The 15758-nt window shown below is 53.6% G+C and carries 21 protein-coding genes; 1 reads left to right on the top strand and 20 read right to left on the bottom strand.

Going from position 1 to position 15758, the window contains the following annotated elements:
- Positions 1–280: 280 nt before the first annotated feature.
- The 15 genes from LIO98_RS00885 to LIO98_RS00815 all read right to left on the bottom strand — a co-directional run bounded on the left by LIO98_RS00885 (position 281) and on the right by LIO98_RS00815 (position 13173).
- Positions 281–772, bottom strand: coding sequence for a hypothetical protein (locus LIO98_RS00885; protein ID WP_291952426.1), 492 nt, complete (start codon positions 770–772; stop codon positions 281–283).
- Positions 765–1127 carry a hypothetical protein gene (locus tag LIO98_RS00880; RefSeq protein WP_291952425.1) on the bottom strand — a complete coding sequence of 121 codons (363 nt, stop codon included), beginning with the start codon at positions 1125–1127 and terminating at the stop codon, positions 765–767. Before LIO98_RS00880 ends, LIO98_RS00885 begins: the two co-directional genes overlap by 8 nt.
- Complete coding sequence (locus LIO98_RS00875; protein ID WP_291952424.1) at positions 1128–3896, bottom strand: DEAD/DEAH box helicase family protein; 2769 nt, start codon at positions 3894–3896, stop codon at positions 1128–1130.
- Between the two features lie 4 nt (positions 3897–3900).
- Positions 3901–4221: a hypothetical protein gene (locus LIO98_RS00870; protein WP_291952423.1), complete on the bottom strand. Its 321-nt coding sequence runs from the start codon at positions 4219–4221 to the stop codon at positions 3901–3903.
- 324 nt (positions 4222–4545) lie between these two features.
- Complete coding sequence (locus LIO98_RS00865) at positions 4546–6792, bottom strand: VapE domain-containing protein (protein WP_291952422.1); 2247 nt, start codon at positions 6790–6792, stop codon at positions 4546–4548.
- Positions 6793–6796: 4 nt separating this feature from the next.
- Positions 6797–8020 (bottom strand): AAA family ATPase, encoded by a 1224-nt coding sequence (locus LIO98_RS00860; RefSeq protein WP_291952421.1) that lies wholly within the window; start codon positions 8018–8020, stop codon positions 6797–6799.
- Positions 8020–8952 (bottom strand): hypothetical protein, encoded by a 933-nt coding sequence (locus tag LIO98_RS00855; protein ID WP_291952420.1) that lies wholly within the window; start codon positions 8950–8952, stop codon positions 8020–8022. Before LIO98_RS00855 ends, LIO98_RS00860 begins: the two co-directional genes overlap by 1 nt.
- A 15-nt stretch (positions 8953–8967) precedes the next feature.
- The gene (locus LIO98_RS00850; RefSeq protein ID WP_291952419.1) at positions 8968–9780 is read right to left on the bottom strand and encodes a PD-(D/E)XK nuclease-like domain-containing protein; all 813 of its coding nucleotides are present in this window, start codon (positions 9778–9780) and stop codon (positions 8968–8970) included.
- The gene (locus LIO98_RS00845; RefSeq protein ID WP_291952418.1) at positions 9773–10042 is read right to left on the bottom strand and encodes a hypothetical protein; all 270 of its coding nucleotides are present in this window, start codon (positions 10040–10042) and stop codon (positions 9773–9775) included. Before LIO98_RS00845 ends, LIO98_RS00850 begins: the two co-directional genes overlap by 8 nt.
- Before the next feature lie 3 nt (positions 10043–10045).
- Positions 10046–11416: a hypothetical protein gene (locus tag LIO98_RS00840; protein ID WP_291952417.1), complete on the bottom strand. Its 1371-nt coding sequence runs from the start codon at positions 11414–11416 to the stop codon at positions 10046–10048.
- Entirely contained in the window at positions 11417–11704 is a 288-nt protein-coding gene (locus LIO98_RS00835; protein ID WP_291952416.1) for a hypothetical protein, read from the bottom strand.
- Between the two features lie 6 nt (positions 11705–11710).
- On the bottom strand, positions 11711–12154 hold the full coding sequence (locus LIO98_RS00830) for a hypothetical protein (RefSeq protein WP_291952415.1): 444 nt from the start codon (positions 12152–12154) through the stop codon (positions 11711–11713).
- Positions 12155–12566: 412 nt separating this feature from the next.
- Positions 12567–12755, bottom strand: a complete 189-nt coding sequence (locus tag LIO98_RS00825; protein ID WP_291952414.1) for a hypothetical protein — start codon at positions 12753–12755, stop codon at positions 12567–12569.
- Entirely contained in the window at positions 12755–12916 is a 162-nt protein-coding gene (locus LIO98_RS00820) for a hypothetical protein (protein WP_291952413.1), read from the bottom strand. Before LIO98_RS00820 ends, LIO98_RS00825 begins: the two co-directional genes overlap by 1 nt.
- 2 nt (positions 12917–12918) lie before the next feature.
- Complete coding sequence (locus tag LIO98_RS00815) at positions 12919–13173, bottom strand: helix-turn-helix domain-containing protein (RefSeq protein WP_291952412.1); 255 nt, start codon at positions 13171–13173, stop codon at positions 12919–12921.
- A 109-nt stretch (positions 13174–13282) separates the two neighbouring features.
- Here LIO98_RS00815 and LIO98_RS00810 point away from each other — a divergent pair, with 109 nt between their 5' ends.
- The gene (locus LIO98_RS00810; RefSeq protein WP_291952411.1) at positions 13283–13873 is read left to right on the top strand and encodes an Abi-alpha family protein; all 591 of its coding nucleotides are present in this window, start codon (positions 13283–13285) and stop codon (positions 13871–13873) included.
- 108 nt (positions 13874–13981) lie between these two features.
- Here LIO98_RS00810 and LIO98_RS00805 read toward each other — a convergent pair whose 3' ends face one another.
- From LIO98_RS00805 to LIO98_RS00785, 5 genes are all read right to left on the bottom strand, one after another.
- On the bottom strand, positions 13982–14230 hold the full coding sequence (locus LIO98_RS00805; protein WP_291952410.1) for a hypothetical protein: 249 nt from the start codon (positions 14228–14230) through the stop codon (positions 13982–13984).
- A gap of 99 nt (positions 14231–14329) precedes the next feature.
- Entirely contained in the window at positions 14330–14524 is a 195-nt protein-coding gene (locus LIO98_RS00800) for a hypothetical protein (protein ID WP_291952409.1), read from the bottom strand.
- The gene (locus LIO98_RS00795) at positions 14521–14715 is read right to left on the bottom strand and encodes a hypothetical protein (RefSeq protein WP_291952408.1); all 195 of its coding nucleotides are present in this window, start codon (positions 14713–14715) and stop codon (positions 14521–14523) included. Before LIO98_RS00795 ends, LIO98_RS00800 begins: the two co-directional genes overlap by 4 nt.
- 169 nt (positions 14716–14884) lie before the next feature.
- On the bottom strand, positions 14885–15115 hold the full coding sequence (locus LIO98_RS00790; RefSeq protein ID WP_291952407.1) for a hypothetical protein: 231 nt from the start codon (positions 15113–15115) through the stop codon (positions 14885–14887).
- Between the two features lie 223 nt (positions 15116–15338).
- The gene (locus LIO98_RS00785) at positions 15339–15569 is read right to left on the bottom strand and encodes a helix-turn-helix transcriptional regulator (protein ID WP_291952406.1); all 231 of its coding nucleotides are present in this window, start codon (positions 15567–15569) and stop codon (positions 15339–15341) included.
- Between the last annotated feature and the right edge of the window lie 189 nt (positions 15570–15758).

Genomic DNA, 15758 nt, shown 5'->3' with positions numbered 1-15758 from the left:
CAAGCTAGCCCAGTGGGACAATACTCCGCAAACAGCCAGATTATATCCTCTATCCGCAACACCTCTTTGGGTATATAGCTCACCTTTCTGGACAAGTCCCTCAGCTCCTTCTTAAAAATTTTCGGTTAACACTGCGGCCATTGTTTCCACGGGACAGACGTGATCATAAAAACAAAAATAGCCACATATTCCAGACCCCCAGCCTCTTTCCACATTGCAAAAAGGTACAGCGCCGCATTAACACACAGCCAGGCCAACAGGTATATCAGCATACTGCTCATTATTTTGCCCTCACCCTCTTCGCCCCATAATACGCAATACAAAGCGCATCCGCGATTCCGTCACTCGGTTTTCGTCCGCCTTTCGGCACAAGCGGCGTATCCGGGAACGCCACCGAAGCGAACCTGATCGACCTATCCTTCGTCGTCAGCCCGGCCATCGGGGCCGTGATCTTCTGCCAGACCTGCGGTTCCACGTAGTCGCACTTTATCCCCCAGCAGCCGAGAAATCCCTCCCACATCCCGACGCTGCGCCCAAACGTGAACATCGACGAGACCCCCTGCTTCAGCATCGCGTGGACCCGCTCAAGAAAGGCGTGGCACTCGTGCTCACGGAAAAAGAACCCCATCCGGTTGCCAAACATATGCAGCTCAAAGGCGCATGTCGGAGCCGCCTCCGCCGCCATTACGATCAAGCTGCCGTCAGCAGCCGTCTCAAGCACCGCGATACCGCCCTTCGCCCCGGGATCAATCCCAATCACAATCTTAGACATCTGTGCACGCCTCATCCTTTATCTTGCGCGGTCGTCCGACAGCTTTTTTCCGCCGAATCTGTGACACTCGCATCGGCAGAGCCTTGACGCCAGTTCTCTCTTCGTATTCCTTATCGACCTCCGCAAAATACCTCACTAGTGCTTGTTCCGAGAGTCGTATACTTACATCAGCGAGAATCGCCTCCCTGACCTTATTCCAAGAATGGCCAGCTATCCTCGCGGCGCGAATCTCCGTATACAGCGCCTTTATCAACGCCTTTTTAATATCCTCGTTACCCTTAACGGACGGCTCATTCGCCAACTTAGTAAGCGCCATCCGTACCCTGCCTATTCCAGGCATATCAAACTCCGCCATCTATGCCACCACCTTCTGCTTTTCTCCCTCTACGATCAGCCGCCTGGCCTCCGCAAAGGTAATCGTCTCCGGAACCGGGATGCCCAGCTTGCAGCGGATATGGTGGATCTGCTTCGCCGTCGCCGGGCCGTTATTCTTCGCCGTCCGCCGCTCGATCTCCAAAGAAAGCATCTCCGACACCTCTCCTCTGGAAATACCCTCCGCGTGCGGAATCCGCCACTTCTTCAGCTGCGCAAGCTGCCTCTCGCTGGCAGCCTCTTTACGCCACTTCGACGTGCGGTCAATCAACTTCGTGTTCTTCGCGTTGATCCTCGCGTAATCCTCCGCGACACCCTGGGCATACCCCAACGGCAGCGGCGTGTCGGCCAAAGCGGTGGCCTTCTCGGCTCCCTGCGGATACGTAAATGGCACATACAAGCCAGCCATTTTCCGAATCCAAAGCGTCTCCGCCCCGATCACGAGCTTATAATGCCCGTCGGATGTCGGCGTCCAAACAAAGCGGCTACGCTCGAAGAGCTCAACTTCCTCGCTCGTTATGTCGCCGATGCGCTCCTTCTTCCACACCTCGGAGGCATCGATCTCCTCCATCGCCTCAGTAAGCGTCTGCCCCTGCTTGACCTTGAACTTCGCATTCGCTCCGGAGAGCGACGCCAGACTGCACAAATTATGCTTCCCGGCCATGTCCGCGAAATCCATCACCAGGCAGTCTGTTTTCTCAGGCGCCAGCCGCAAGCCGCGCCCGACCATCTGTATATATAAAGTACGGCTCTTCGTCGGCCTGGCCAGCAACACCGCCGCCGTCGTCGGGTCGTCAAAGCCCTCCGTCAGCACATTGCAGTTACAAATGACCCTTATCCGGCCGATTGCGTAACCGTCGAGGATCTCCCTGCGTCCCTCCATCGCGCCCCATACCGCCTCTGCGGCTACCCCCGCGTCGCGGAATGCCGCCGCCAAATCCTGCGAATGCTTTATATCGCAGCAAAAGACGATAGCCTTACGGCCAGCGGCATGATCCAGATACGACTTAACGATAATCCTATTCCGCTCCTCCGTATTCACCGCGAGCGACAGCTCCGCCGTGGCGAAGTCTCCGGCCTTAGTATGCACGCCGGAAAGGTCCGCCGACGTCTTTACGCTGCGACCGCGCGCGTCACACAGATATCCGCCGCGTATCATGGCCAGGATAGTCCGCTCATAAACTATCTTGTCAAAGACGCCGCCCAGCCCTATGCCGTCGCCGCGGAAGGCCGTGGCCGTCACCCCGACAAGCAGCTTCTCCCTGTCCTCGCCCATAAAGCCGAGCGCGTCCAAAATCGTGCCGTAAGTATTTATACTCGTCGCGTGGTGCGCCTCGTCCACGATCACCATCTGGAAGCCGCGCCGGCGAAGCGCGTCTATCCGCGCCGGCCGCACCGCAGTCTGTACGCTCGCCACACAAATATGGCTGTACAGCCCATCCAGCGTCTGCGCCTGGAGAATCCCAACATTCGCCGTCGGATCTACCATGCGGATCTTCGCCTTCGCCTGCAGCAGCAGTTCCTCGCGGTGCGCGAGCACCAGCGTAGGCACGCCGAGCTTCTGCGCCAGCAGGGCAAAACATATCGTCTTGCCGCTGTTGTGCGTAACCGTGAAATCTCCCATCAGATAGAGATGGTCGCCGCCAATGTGGAATCCGTAATAATCACCCTCACCGACATACTCCACAGAGAATCCAGTCAAAAGGACGCTCTTCTTCTGCTTGCGAGGCGACGCCTGCTTCCTCTCGACCTTCGTCGGGATAATCTCGCACCGCCCGGAGATGGACACCCTCTGGTATTCCTCGCCATTCACGGTCTTGACGCTCCTATAGGCCGCGAATCCGAGACTGCGCGCCACAAATGCGACGTCCTCCGCAAGCCTCAGCGACTTGCTGGAAAACTCGAACCCGTGGCCAAGCGAACCGTCTGTATCAATAAGCCCGGCCAGAATTTCAAGACGCGCCGCACGGCTCCCCGTCTTATATGCGTATGGGATGAACTTTTCCCCACAGCGCAAATTCAAAAGCCCCAGTCTTTTCAGCGCCTCTCTGATGCCGTTTGAATTTTTCTTTGCTTTTTGCCTTTCAACGGGGACAAAGTGATAATTTCTCGCCGCGTTCCCCGGCATATCCTCGCGCCTCACATCCAGCCCGAAACGCGCGGCCTCGCGGTAACACGCCGCGCTCACTTCTTTGTCCGGCGTCGTGACCATAAGATTTCCGTTCACAAAAGAACCGTCGCCTAAAAGGACGCCAAGAAAATAAGGCGAGATATCCTCCTTTTGTATCCTTATGTCGTCGTGCGGAAAATCCACCGCGCAGCGATACAGCTTGTGCGTATGCTTATAAGTCTTGCTCTTGCCGAGATACTCTTTCACCGAGATATTCTCGCGCCTGCGCCTCGTACTCTCATAAACGCGGCCAGGATTCGACCTTTCGTTAGTCTTCTCCAAGCTCAACACATGCTCTTCGTTCACGACAAACGGCTCGCCCTTGACAGGCGTAATCTTATACATGCGTCCCTTATTACGAATAAGGCTGAATACAAGCCTCGGTTTTGAATCCGGCCCCATTAGCAATTCAGCGACGCGAACATCTTCAACCTTCTTAACGGAACCGTCATACATCAAAATCTCTGTCCCTGCCGCGTGGCATCCCGTCGGCAAACTCACCAGCTGCCGCGTTACGCCGTTCCGCCACTCCGCACAGACAGTATTTACTATTTCAGTCTGATATGGTCTCGGTTTTATCATGACCTCATCTCCTCCCGACCAAAATCACCGAGGGCTCCACCCTCGACACACACAGCCCCGTCCGTTCTCCGTCCTCTATCTCCGGGACCCATCCCAAACAGGTGACACAGTGATGTACGTCGCATTCGTCGCGTACCCTTCGCTGGTACCCCTGCCAGTCCACAAACTGCCCGCGGGCACGTAACAACAAAACCTTTCGGTGCTCGATAAAATCATTCGCCAGCGGCGCGACCTTCTCCTTCGGCGTCGCGGACAACTTACCGTTCCGAACCTCTACCTTTATGCCGTTTTCTCTGATGTAGTCCAGCAATTCCCGGCTTTTCATCCGCTATCGCCTCCGAATTGTGTCTAAATTGAGTGGCACGCAAGTGGCACGCTATCGGCACACTATTTCCCTGTAATACCAATGCTTTTTGGGCAGATGGCTTTTTTTCGCGTTTTTGAAAAGTTTTTTTGAGATAAGCGGAATAGAACACTGCCCTATACCCCTTATACCCATAATATATATATTTATATATATTATTTTAATAAGATCGCCACTTTCCGTTGGTATCACCGAGTTTTTAGACTATCTTGTTTGCCACTTCTCTGCCACTGTGCGCCACTTTATGTTGATATGACTGACTTTTTTCATGTCAGGCTTCGCCACCTATCTGCCACCGGCCAGATACTTCGTTGAGGGCAGATAATAAAGCCTCTGTCCTCCTGTACCCTTGTGCGGGTCTCTATTCGTAAGACGTCTAAGCACCGTTCCACAGGTCTTGACGTCCTGCGGCGTCGGCTTGTCCATCCCGCAGAGCTTCAGCACCTCCGTCGCCGTCATGCCCGCCATCGGCACATTCGGGTACCCTATCCAGTCAAACTTATCCAGGATGAGATCCATGATCGGATCGGGGAAAGTGAACTGCCAGCTCGCTTTAAGAATGATCTCGTTCTCCTGATCCGTCGGATACCAGGTGGCGCCGTCCTCATACATCGAATAAACCTCCGCCCATACCTGCTGAATATCAAGATTATGGGCGTTGTCTATCGCCTTCACCGGGATACACCACCAACGCCGGTTCCCGGTCATATCCGACAAAAACTCCGCCTGATTGACCGAAGCTCCGAACACCGTCCTGCGCGGGAAAACACTATGCTTTTTGCTATAGGGAATACGAATCACATCCTGCGTGTCCGTGATAAACGCCTTAAGCATCGCCATATCGCGCCTCAGCGTCGATTCCAGCTCCCCCAGCTCGGCGATCCAGAAGCGCAGCGCCCCCATCATCGTGTCCTTTTTCGTCGGGTCTACGCTGCGCCCCTCTCCGACCCAGCCCGAGCCGCGCGGCGCAAGGCTACGAAACCAGGTCGTCTTACCGCAGCCCTGGTCTCCCTGCAGAACAAGCACACCCGCGGTGGAAAAAGGGGCTTCTCCCTCCCGCGGCTCCTTAAATACCGCCGCCACTGCGGAGATCATCCACAGGCGTATCATCATGTCGCTAGTATGTGTGTCAAAACCATCGTGCGGCCGCACCGTAGAAATAAACTTCATCAGCCGCGGAATGCCGTCCCAATTCCTGGATAAAATCCAGTCGCGCACAGGATTATAGCGGTTCTGCTCCGCAATAACGTCTACAAAAGCCGGTATCCTGGTCACAGGTATCTCATGACGCGCCGCCAGCGAGACTATCCGGTTATTGTTGGCCTCCTGCATATTGTCCGTGCGCCCGTCGTGGCCGGGGATATAAATCTCCTGATCCTTGGATATCTCGTTATAACGCACCTGAATCCGGTAGAACTTAAGCAGTGCCTCTACGTTCTCGATCGTGCCGAGAGGCTTACCGCTCTTCGCGCTGATATCCGGGAAAAGAGCCGTTGACATCGCCCCCGTCTGAACGGGCTCCGCCATAACATGGGATTCGTCGTACTTCTTCTTCCAGTGCGCCCGCGCCGCGTCCTCCCCGTGGAGCACCATATAATCGTTCCAGTCCGTGCCGTCCTCGCCCTCCAGGAAATCAGGGTAAATCGGCGCGCCGAGGTTTGCGGCGAGAGCCGCCTTCGTCGCCGCCTCCCGTCCCGGGTTCTTTCCCGTCCTCTTCTCCGTATCAAGGTCATTGTCGGCGCAGATCACGATCTCCCGGTCGGGTTTCGTCTGCTTGACCATACGCACGACCTCCATAAGATTATCGGCGGTCATCGCGCAGACCACATTAAACCCCGTAAGCCGGAAAAGGCTTGCTCCCGTCGCCCACCCTTCGCAGACGAGGATCGGGCCGTCTGCCCTCTTCCTATTGCCTATGGGGGAAAAGACGCCCTTCATCTTGCCGCCCGACAGCGGATACTTCTTCCCGTCCGGATATATCTGCTGCAGATTGATCAGCTTCTTAGTCTTGCCGTCATAAAGCGGCACATACAGGACATCCGTCTTGCCGCCCTTCGTCGTGCCGTCAGACTGCTCCTTGATCTCGTCGAAGCCGTGCTTCAGCGTATATCCCGGCACCCTCTTCTTTTGCAGATAGGGATACTTCGGATCGGCGGCGGCAGCCGCCTCCCACATCATCTTTGCCTTCTGCGCGATGTGCGCGTGGCGCGCTACCTCATCCTCCGCGCGCTGCACACGGGCCTGCTCCATCTCAAGACGAAACCTCTCCTTGTCGGCCGCGGAGAGGGGCGGCATATTCTTTAACGTAAACGTGACCTTCGTCTGCGTCTTCCAGTTCTCAACCCAGCCGGCAGGCCGCTCGTCAAGATGCACCAGAAACGCGCCGTTTTTTGTGCCCCTCCTGTCCCCGTCCAGCTGATAGCGAACTATCATTCCATCTTGAAGATCAAAATGCTGTCCGGAGGCAGGGGGAGCCCCTGCCTCGTCCATAGCCTCATACAATCTGCTTTCTACGTCGGACAGCAAATACATCTTTTTAGCTCCTTACTGCGCCGTCCTCGATAATCACCTTCACACCGTCGCTGCTGTCGTCGTCGCTCACCCGCTCAAGCCAAACCTGGATATCCAGATCCTCCGCCATGCGGTTGACGAGCTCCATACTCTCCTCATCCAGCAAAGAGGCGTCCTTGACTAGAATCACCCGAATCTTGGGATTAAGCGCCGCGGCGATCGCGATACAGACCTTCATCTGCTCCGCGCTGGAGCACTGACGGAACGGCACGCCATTGAAAAGCACGCCCTCCTCGTCGAAAGACAGCCCCTCGATGGGCATCTTCGCGTTAGCGAAAGCTTCGCGCTTACTCCGCTCCAAATCCTCCAGCTGCTTCGTGAGAGAAAGAGATTTCTTCTCTTCCGTCTCGGCCCTGACGACAAGATCAGCGTACCGCTGCTTCTCCCAAATCTTCTTATTCTCTTGGTCAATCGCCAGCAGGCTCTTCTCTATCGCCTCGACATCGGGGATCACAGCCTGCTTTACCTCGGCGGCGAGCTCCTTACCTTCTGCAATGACGTTCTCAAGCTCCGCCTGCAGCCGTTTCATACGTTCGCGCAGCCCCTCCAGCCGCTCCTGCTTGCCCGTTATCTCAGCTTTTCGACGCCGCGCCTCTTCGAGCTTCCGTACCTGTTCCAAGGCTGACAGCTCCTGCGTGGGAGTATCCGCCGCCGGTGTCTCTATCTCGGCAAGCGCGGCGAGAAAATTCTTATGCTGACGGTTTATGATCGTGCGTTCGTCGTAAATTTCCTTATACCTGGCGTCGATCGCGTCCGGGTCGATCTCCAGCTTCACGAGATCCAACAGCGCCTTGCGCTGCTCCTTCGGTGGCATCCGCGAAAAGGCGAGCGGGTCAAAGGCCAGACCGCCGACCAGCGTATCGAGAAGGGCCTGCGGAGAGGAGAACTTCTTCCCCTCCGCCGACGCCACCGTCAGCGACCCCCTTCCCTCGGCGGTCCACTTGCGCGTAACAATAATCTCACCGAGATCAAGACGGACAACCGCGTCCTTCTCCCCGTCTTTAACTGGCTTGCTCGTCCCGCTGTTCTTGGCGGCGGAGTTTCCGGAGAGCGTCAGCCAGATCGCGTCCAGGATGCTACTCTTCCCCTGGCCGTTGCGGCCGCAGATCTCGATCGTGTTCCCCCGGGGAGTGATCTCCACCTCAAAAATGCGCTTAAAACGCTCAATACTCAACTTTTGGATCTTCATTAGAAGGGCTCCTCATCCCCGACGCTGACGCCGGGGATCTCAAAAGCGTCGTCGCTTGGACTGCCAAAATCCATAGACTGCTGTCCACGCACCGTAGCTTCCGGAACTGCCGGTTCTTGAGGAATATCCGGTACCGCCTCCTTGACCTCAGAGACAGGCTCTGCCTCCACAGGCCGCGTCTGCTTTGGCCGCTTCTCCTCCATTGCCTTCGGCGTCACATCAACGACCGGCGGAAAATCATCCTTGGAGGAGACCGTCTCGCCGACGAGCTTCTTCGTCAGCTCCTCCGCGCGCGAAACCGCGTCCACCTTCTTCATCTCCGGAGTTGGCGGCATCTCCTCTATCTCCTCAGTCGTATGCAGCCCCATCGCCATTTCGGGACAATACATGCGGCTGAAAAAAGCGGCGGAACGGTACCTAAACATCAGATCGGGCATCGTCTGCCACTTACTGCCGTTTTTTCCGTACCAGCCCTCCCTGACCGCCATCTCCGTGGTAACTTCCGGCCCCTCCAGCACTTCGCCGGTCGACAGTTCACGCGCCCAAGCAACATAAGTACAATCTTCGATCTCAAAGTTATTGATCTTTTTCTTACCGCGTTTCTCGACCTTCCAACGAAGCGGGCTGAACTTCCCGCTTGCGTTGATCATAGCGATCAAATACTGCGCGCTCATCGAGGGGCGTCCCTGAATAACGTGCATGTTCTGCATAATAAGAAATGGAGAGACGCCCACGCGGTTCGCCATCTCAAGCGCGATCACGCAGTTCGGCAGATTCTTCGAACCCTGATACTGGACAGGCACAAGACTCGAACTGCACAAAATGTTAGCCATACGCTGTGCCGTCTCAAAAGTCTTTATCGATGTAAACGGACTGATCGGAACCTCATTCTCGGCCACCGTCGCTATCGCAGAATTGTTATTCTCCATCATCACAATCATTCCTTTCTATCCCTTGAACCATTTAGGCGCTTCCAGCACCTGAACCTCTTCCGCGTAACATGGCCAGTGATCCGCGGCCTTACAGCGCGCGAAAGTACGCAAATCGGCCATCGCCGCGTAATTTCCGACGTCGATAAAATCATCCGGCAGCGTAAAAATCCCCGTGCCATACGGCGGCTCCTTCTCCACGGCCAGAAAGACAAAATCCCTCGCCGCCGGCAGGACCTCGCCAATCCCACGCTCATACCAGGCGGCCTGCACGTGATACCGGTAATTGACGACGCTGCGGATGAAATGATCTGAGCGGGCGTCCTCCGTCGTCTTGAGATCCACACAGATACCGTCCTCGCGCAGATAATCGGGGCGGCACTTACACAGGACCTCCGCGCCATCCACCACCTCATTCCAATACACCGACCGCTCCGCCTTTCCGCCGCAGAGCAGATTCGCCGCCATCCTGTTGGCGTATACCGCGTCGCGGACATTCCTCGCCGCGTCGTACTGCTCCTGCGTCAACATCCGCATCCCCGCCGCCAAGGCCGAATACCTAAATCGCTCCCACTCTTCCTTCCCGGCGTTTGTCCGCCGATTCACCTCCGGCGCCACGACGAACTTCGCCTCGAAAGTCTCCGGTTCGAGCACCGCGGCGTGAATTGCCGTGCCGATCACCATTGCCGGTGTCTCGGTGCGCGGCAACAATAGCGACGCCTGATAATGCGCCGGCGAACGATGAATGATATCCAGAGCCGACTTGCTCACCCCTGGGCCGCTGTGATACTCCTCGTTGCTGATATCGTCATACAGACCGGGTTCAATCATCTGTGCAGCCTCCCTTCAATGAGGCTCTGACCAATTCCGCCAGTTCCGCCGCCTTCTTCTCGATCTCCTTATATTCGGCCCTCATAATGCAGCCCTCTTCTCCGGTTTCAAGGTCGCAGGGGCAGCTCACCTCGTCGGGTTCGATCGGCAAGCCTCCCTCGCAGTGGCCGGGATACTCTATCTTTTCCGGGCAATCCACACACCAAATGTCGAGCCCCTCCTCGTCAGAAACCAAAAACTCCATAATCTTTTCCTTTGTCATCTTCTATTCCTCCCTGTCCGTAACTTCTTCGCCATTCAAAAACTCGGCGAGGACGTAAGAATGAACGCCGTCATGCTGATACTCAAGATCGCGGATATCCTGCTTCGTACCTACCTGCACGCGGACCCCCTTGAACCCCGTCAGCGTATAGGCGTACACACAAAAGGTCGGGTCCTCGTGCTTGCTCTTGATCTTCGCCTCCGCCTTGGCCGTCTGGACCTCAAACAGCGTCATGACAAAGGACATCAGCTCGATCGTCGATTCCTTCTCGCTGATCTCGCTCTTATGAGGCGCTAGAGCCTCCTCCTTGATCTCCTTGATTGCCTGCTTTTCAGTCTGAATTTTGAGGCGGATCTCGTCGTACTTGTCCTTGACCTTCGTCAATTCGGGATCTCCTTTGACCGGCTCGGCGGTCGGCATGACGTCCTCGCCCGCCAGCCGCTGTTGTCCCGAAGAGGTATTCTTCTCACCTTTTGAAAACTCGACATCGGTCGCTTCGTCCTCACTACACCCAACGGTCCGGCAAACCCATGTAGGGCCACTGCATGGGAAAAAGTTACAGCTTTCGCATCCAAAACTAGCCTTTGCATCACCAAAAGTCAGCGCGTCGGCGGAGACAGAGTAGGGGCCTTTAGAGCAGCGGAATTCGTAAAGAATCCTGCTGCCTCCATCCTGAACCGGTTCAATGGCGCTCTCTGGTACCGCAAGCCCCGATTCGGTCCTTACTGCCGCCAGACTCACAGTCTCCTCACACTCCCGGTCAATTTGCGCTCCAAGCTCATATTCCCCGAGCCAGGTCAACATCTTCAGCGCGCTCTCGAAAGTCTTGCGGAGCTTATCGGCCGATACTGGACAGGCGTCATTTGGGTTTCTGAGAAGCATATCCAGATTACTTACCTCTCTGTCAAGCCAAAGCCAGCCCTCATGCTGCGCCGCCTTCAACGCCTCTTTTTTTGTATCGTAGACCATGACATCAAAGGCCGTAGCCAGCACGTTGTCCGCCCATACGTCGGGAAAGGTGAAACGGGGACAAAAATCGTATGTAGACTTTCCGTCCCAGGAATTGCCGATCTGCAAATTCAACATCGGCGACCACAACCCCGCGGGACAGCTCTTCACATGCAGGAAGCTCTGCCGGACATAAGGCTTATTTACAGGACAGGGAAACATCGGGGCGGGGCTGTCCTTATCCAGTCCGAAATAAGTTTTCCTATCGCCCCAATATCCGCTGCAGTTCTCCTCCGTATACCCCAGCAGCGCCGCGATCTTCCTCGCCGTAGCCTCGCGGCCAAAACCGCGCTTGCCGGAGTTCTCCTCATGGAGCTGGATCAGCTCTGCGCGGCGCTTGTTAAACTCAGACGCTGTAATCGTCATCTACATACTCCCCCTCGGGGTATAGGTTGCAACGAAAACCTTCCGGCGTACTTCGTCGGAGCTTTTGATTTCATCCTCGCAGCGGATGTCGAGCTCTTGCGCCTCTATATCTTCAACGAGGAACTTCAAGAAACGCTCGTTGTTATGGTTTACAAACAACGTCATCTCAAAGGCTTCTTTCAATTCTTCGAGCTGCTTTTCAGTAACTAAATACCTTTTCATGTTTTCAGCCTCCTGTGCTAAAATAGAGGCGGCAGCGCCAACTGCCGCCAAAATTCTTTTCGACAAGCCCTCTCACTTTTGAGAGGGCTCTTCTTCCGCCAAAAGTTTGAGAACGTGGATAAAAACCTCCTTTTCCTCGGAGGCGGATTTTACCTTTCCAAGCTTTTTAATCGCTTCTTCCAACATCTCCCCCAACAGCAACTTCTTTGCAACTGTCACGATACTATCCATCGCAGCGCTAGGAACACTGCTGGCTTTAAAGCATATATCCGAGAGAGTACAGGACATCAACTGAAAGCAATCGTTTGCGTTGCCGTAAGCTCCGTTGCTCCCCATAGAGCGCCGTGTCTTATACGCAAGGAAAAACGCGGAAAGGCCTCCGTCTCTGACAGCATCTTGAAGCGCGGAGTAAATGAGCATGGCGGACTTGCGGTCATCCTCGTCCTTCGCTTCATAGAGAAACGGCTCTTCATCCTCAAAAACGACTATAACCTTCTTGATTTTCTTCTCTTCCATTGTCGTGGTCTCCTTCCTAATCTTCGGTATGTACACATTCACTATCAAGTTCGTCCGCAAATGTTTCAAACCGCTCTGTAATCTTCGTTTGGCAATCGTCGCAAGTGTCTGAGGTATAAAAACCTATAGATTGCTCCTCGTCGTCGATTGTCATTAAAACGGCGATAGACCTCCGCTTCCTTCCTTGGCATGAATCGAACTCCTTGCCGCATACATCACAAAAATACTTAACGCTCATCGTTATGCCTCCTTCAGCTTTCTCTTCTCAGCAAAGCGATCTAAATCTCGCTGCGCCGTCTTAACTGTTCGTCGTAATGGCAGCTCCCGTACTTTGACGATATGAATTTCGCCCGAACTCGAAACCCATACGGTTCTAAAACAACCGGTGAGGAGGTCCGCGACGAACAGCTCTTTACCTCGGTAGATGTACCTTTTCCCCACGCTCAAGCTCCTCTCTCTCCTCCGCTTCCAGCCCAATCCGCACCGACTGCGCCACCACGCCGACCAGCCCGAAGATCCCAAAGAAAAACACAAATTTGGTCAGCGTTAGGTTAGGCGCGATGTGGTAAAAGAAAAACTCGCTCTGCGCAAATTGCTCCATCACTCGCCCTCCTGATTCCAGCACCGCCGCCGCTCCTCCCTGGCCGCGCACTCGCGAAGCTCGATCCGCTCCATCTCTCTGCGCCGCGCTTCCAAACGCCCCAGACCGTAAAAGAACGCAAAGACCAGAGAGATAAATATCCAGTACCAATATGATTTCATGGCTATGCCTCCTTCCTTTCTCGCCGCGGCAGCTCGTCGCAATACCGTTCTATGTCTTTCAAGTCATATCTCACCATTTTGCCGATCTTCACAGAGGGGATTTTCAGTTTACCCAGCCGCTGGTATTCATCCAGCGTATAAGAGCTCATCCCCATGTACTCGGCGGCCTCCTCTTTCGTGAGGAATCGGCGCGTGCCGCTGCGCTCTTTCTCAAGTAGCTCGATCAGATATTCGAGCTTGGTTTCAAGTGTTTCCATTTCCTTACCACCTCCTTAAGTTGTTATAGTGCTGATATAATTGATGCACCACCCCACCATGACAATCGAATATCGGGCACAGGCACACACTAGAGAGGTGAATACCAACATGGCTGATAATCATATTGGGCCAATCAAAGATAGCTATTCTGTAATGAAAGAAATCTGCGGGGGTGTGTATGCTGGACTATCTCTCATTTTCCCGCAAATTCCGGCATACGTGGCGAGCCGCCAAGCTGAATGCTTGCTCGCGGCATGCAAGGCATCTCAAGAAAAACTGCGAGCGGCCAGCATTTCACTGGAAAGTCAGCGTGCATGCACATTAAAACTTGGCCTACCTTGGATAGAGTGGGCGTCGCTTGAAGAAGATCCTTCGCTAAGGGATTTATGGGCAAATCTGTTAGCGAATGAGCTTAATCCAAATAAACCGGAACCCAGGACGGCATTTATCTCGATAATAAAAGACTTATCACCATTGGATGCGCAGCTACTAAACAAGGTGTATAAAGATGCACGGAGAGCAACGACAAAAGCCCCGTTTATGCCATACGCCCCTACGCCATTAGTTATGTTTTTTGACACCCGAGTCCTAGCAAAGACTTCAGACGCAGAAGATTTTGACGTTAGGGTCAGTATACAAAATCTCAAGCGATGCTCTCTCATAGACGACCTTCCCGTAATGCAGAAAATTGAACCTTGAGAAGCAAAACAAATAGGCGGCGCGACAACAGGCTCGCGAGTGTTTTTTCAACACACAGCACTTGTTCCGCCAGACCCCAACAAATTCAGACTTACAGAATTAGGCTGCTTATTTCTTGACTCCTGTGTTGCGGATGCCGGACAAGCCGGTTAAAGGATTGCCCAGGTGTATCACCGCGAACATAAAATTCATGAGACTTGCAGCGTAGAGAAAAGCCGCCAACCATCCTTTTGCAGCAGCAACAGCTAAAACAAGGCAGACTGCGGAAAACATCATATGGCAGACTCCAGTAATCGCCATAGTTATAAGACTTATGGCCATTACATTGGGAGGAAAAGATTTTTCCGTCTCTTTCATGGACTCCACGTAAACCACATCCTTATTTCAAAAAATTTCATATGCCCGGTATTCGATTGTCATGGTGCTGGTGAAACGCTTAGCTCTTAGCGTAGGTAGCTAAGCGTTCTGTTTCTTGTCTTTCGTTAATTCATTCATGCCGAGGTGGATAAGATGACGATACATTTCAGCATACGACTTGTCGTAGAAAAAATTTTTCTTTAGTGCATCAGCACGCTTTGCCTCCCCTCTTCCCAAGCCATGAAAAAACACAAAAACTACTGCAATAAATACCAAGTACCACGATAGTTTCATAAACCAACCTCCTTTTTACTCCTGCAAGTACAGCTCTCATAGTACATATCGAACAGCGAATCAAACCAGGCGCGGGCCCTTCTCAGATTGGCCTCCCTGATTGCTGCCTGTCCGGGATCCTCGTTACGACGATCCTCAATCGAGGGGAAAAAGACATTTACTTTGTATTCCTCGATGCGGGCCCTGCCCATACTTACGCCTCCTTCTACAAAAAGCTTGCCTCCCATATTGAGTTTTCAAGGTTCAGCGCGCCTTTAAACAAGCGCCTCCTGTAAAACGTGAATCCCCCTTTCAATCTTCGCCCGCACCTCTGGGGCGTCAATGCGGCCGTTATCCCTCAGATCATTACCGGAGAGCTTCCTAAAAAAGTTCAAAATCCTCGTCGTCCTCTGGTAAAAGGTCCGCGGCGTCATCTATCAAGCCTAGTCCTCTCTGAATCGGAGTGACTACCCTCTCCCAAGAGAGACGAAACAACTCAAGCGCTTCCTCCTCAGCAGTATCAATAGCCAGCATACCGAAAACTGAAATCCTCCTCTGTACACATAGAGAAGAAGAGTTATTGGCAATTTCCAGAGATACCTTCAACGCCATAGCCAATCACACCTTCCTGTCACTTAATCTTGTCGCCAATATTCATTTGTCAAAGAGCGACGCTCTGCCAACTACTTGAGGGCTTCTTCAAGAGCATTGTACAAATTTATTGCACTCTCCCTTGTCAGCGGATCGTCAAACCGCCCGTCCTCTCCCAGATCAAGAGCCTCTTCCACTCCGAAGCGGAAAGAAGAAAACGCCGCCTGCAGCCGCCTGGCCTCCTCTATGCCGTTGCCGTCTCCCCCTGCTCCACTTGGGGCAGGGGTGGCGTAGGGTTTAGTAGGTCGTCAACAGTACAATGAAAAATTTGAGATAGCCTCACAAGCATTTCGACATCAGGGCTCCTTTGCCCTCTTTCCCAACGTGAAATAGTATTTGCGCCTACTCCAATTTGGGAACCAAGGGCTTGGCAAGATAAGTTATTGGCTATTCTCATTTTTTTAAGACCATCCATAACATCACCTCCTTCAACAAATAAAATATATTACCAAATTGGGAAAATATCAATAGGCCTAAAGTCCCGTGTATCCAAAACGGGAAGATAATTAATCCCATTTCGTCCTATTTTAAATAGTACCAAACTGGGATAAACTTCATAGAAAGGTGGTGGCTTTATGACTTTTGAGTGGGCCGAAAGTGTCGG

Origin of the sequence: Cloacibacillus sp. (genome assembly GCF_020860125.1) — a bacterium.
In the GTDB taxonomy this organism is placed as follows: Bacteria; Synergistota; Synergistia; order Synergistales; family Synergistaceae; genus Cloacibacillus.
This window is presented reverse-complemented; position numbering and strand designations above follow the sequence as displayed.

Excerpts from the sequence above, each read along its gene's own strand:
- LIO98_RS00830 (WP_291952415.1), bottom strand. The coding sequence starts at position 12,154 with ATGGAAGAGAAGAAAATCAAGAAGGTTATAGTCGTTTTTGAGGATGAA.
- LIO98_RS00850 (WP_291952419.1), bottom strand. The coding sequence starts at position 9,780 with ATGATTGAACCCGGTCTGTATGACGATATCAGCAACGAGGAGTATCAC.
- LIO98_RS00860 (WP_291952421.1), bottom strand. The coding sequence starts at position 8,020 with ATGAAGATCCAAAAGTTGAGTATTGAGCGTTTTAAGCGCATTTTTGAG.
- LIO98_RS00795 (WP_291952408.1), bottom strand. The coding sequence starts at position 14,715 with ATGGGCAGGGCCCGCATCGAGGAATACAAAGTAAATGTCTTTTTCCCC.
- LIO98_RS00805 (WP_291952410.1), bottom strand. The coding sequence starts at position 14,230 with ATGAAAGAGACGGAAAAATCTTTTCCTCCCAATGTAATGGCCATAAGT.
- LIO98_RS00810 (WP_291952411.1), top strand. The coding sequence starts at position 13,283 with ATGGCTGATAATCATATTGGGCCAATCAAAGATAGCTATTCTGTAATG.
- LIO98_RS00855 (WP_291952420.1), bottom strand. The coding sequence starts at position 8,952 with ATGATGGAGAATAACAATTCTGCGATAGCGACGGTGGCCGAGAATGAG.
- LIO98_RS00885 (WP_291952426.1), bottom strand. The coding sequence starts at position 772 with ATGTCTAAGATTGTGATTGGGATTGATCCCGGGGCGAAGGGCGGTATC.
- LIO98_RS00825 (WP_291952414.1), bottom strand. The coding sequence starts at position 12,755 with ATGGAGCAATTTGCGCAGAGCGAGTTTTTCTTTTACCACATCGCGCCT.
- LIO98_RS00845 (WP_291952418.1), bottom strand. The coding sequence starts at position 10,042 with ATGACAAAGGAAAAGATTATGGAGTTTTTGGTTTCTGACGAGGAGGGG.
- LIO98_RS00800 (WP_291952409.1), bottom strand. The coding sequence starts at position 14,524 with ATGAAACTATCGTGGTACTTGGTATTTATTGCAGTAGTTTTTGTGTTT.
- LIO98_RS00840 (WP_291952417.1), bottom strand. The coding sequence starts at position 11,416 with ATGACGATTACAGCGTCTGAGTTTAACAAGCGCCGCGCAGAGCTGATC.
- LIO98_RS00875 (WP_291952424.1), bottom strand. The coding sequence starts at position 3,896 with ATGATAAAACCGAGACCATATCAGACTGAAATAGTAAATACTGTCTGT.
- LIO98_RS00870 (WP_291952423.1), bottom strand. The coding sequence starts at position 4,221 with ATGAAAAGCCGGGAATTGCTGGACTACATCAGAGAAAACGGCATAAAG.
- LIO98_RS00880 (WP_291952425.1), bottom strand. The coding sequence starts at position 1,127 with ATGGCGGAGTTTGATATGCCTGGAATAGGCAGGGTACGGATGGCGCTT.
- LIO98_RS00785 (WP_291952406.1), bottom strand. The coding sequence starts at position 15,569 with ATGGATGGTCTTAAAAAAATGAGAATAGCCAATAACTTATCTTGCCAA.
- LIO98_RS00790 (WP_291952407.1), bottom strand. The coding sequence starts at position 15,115 with ATGGCGTTGAAGGTATCTCTGGAAATTGCCAATAACTCTTCTTCTCTA.
- LIO98_RS00820 (WP_291952413.1), bottom strand. The coding sequence starts at position 12,916 with ATGAAATCATATTGGTACTGGATATTTATCTCTCTGGTCTTTGCGTTC.
- LIO98_RS00865 (WP_291952422.1), bottom strand. The coding sequence starts at position 6,792 with ATGTATTTGCTGTCCGACGTAGAAAGCAGATTGTATGAGGCTATGGAC.
- LIO98_RS00815 (WP_291952412.1), bottom strand. The coding sequence starts at position 13,173 with ATGGAAACACTTGAAACCAAGCTCGAATATCTGATCGAGCTACTTGAG.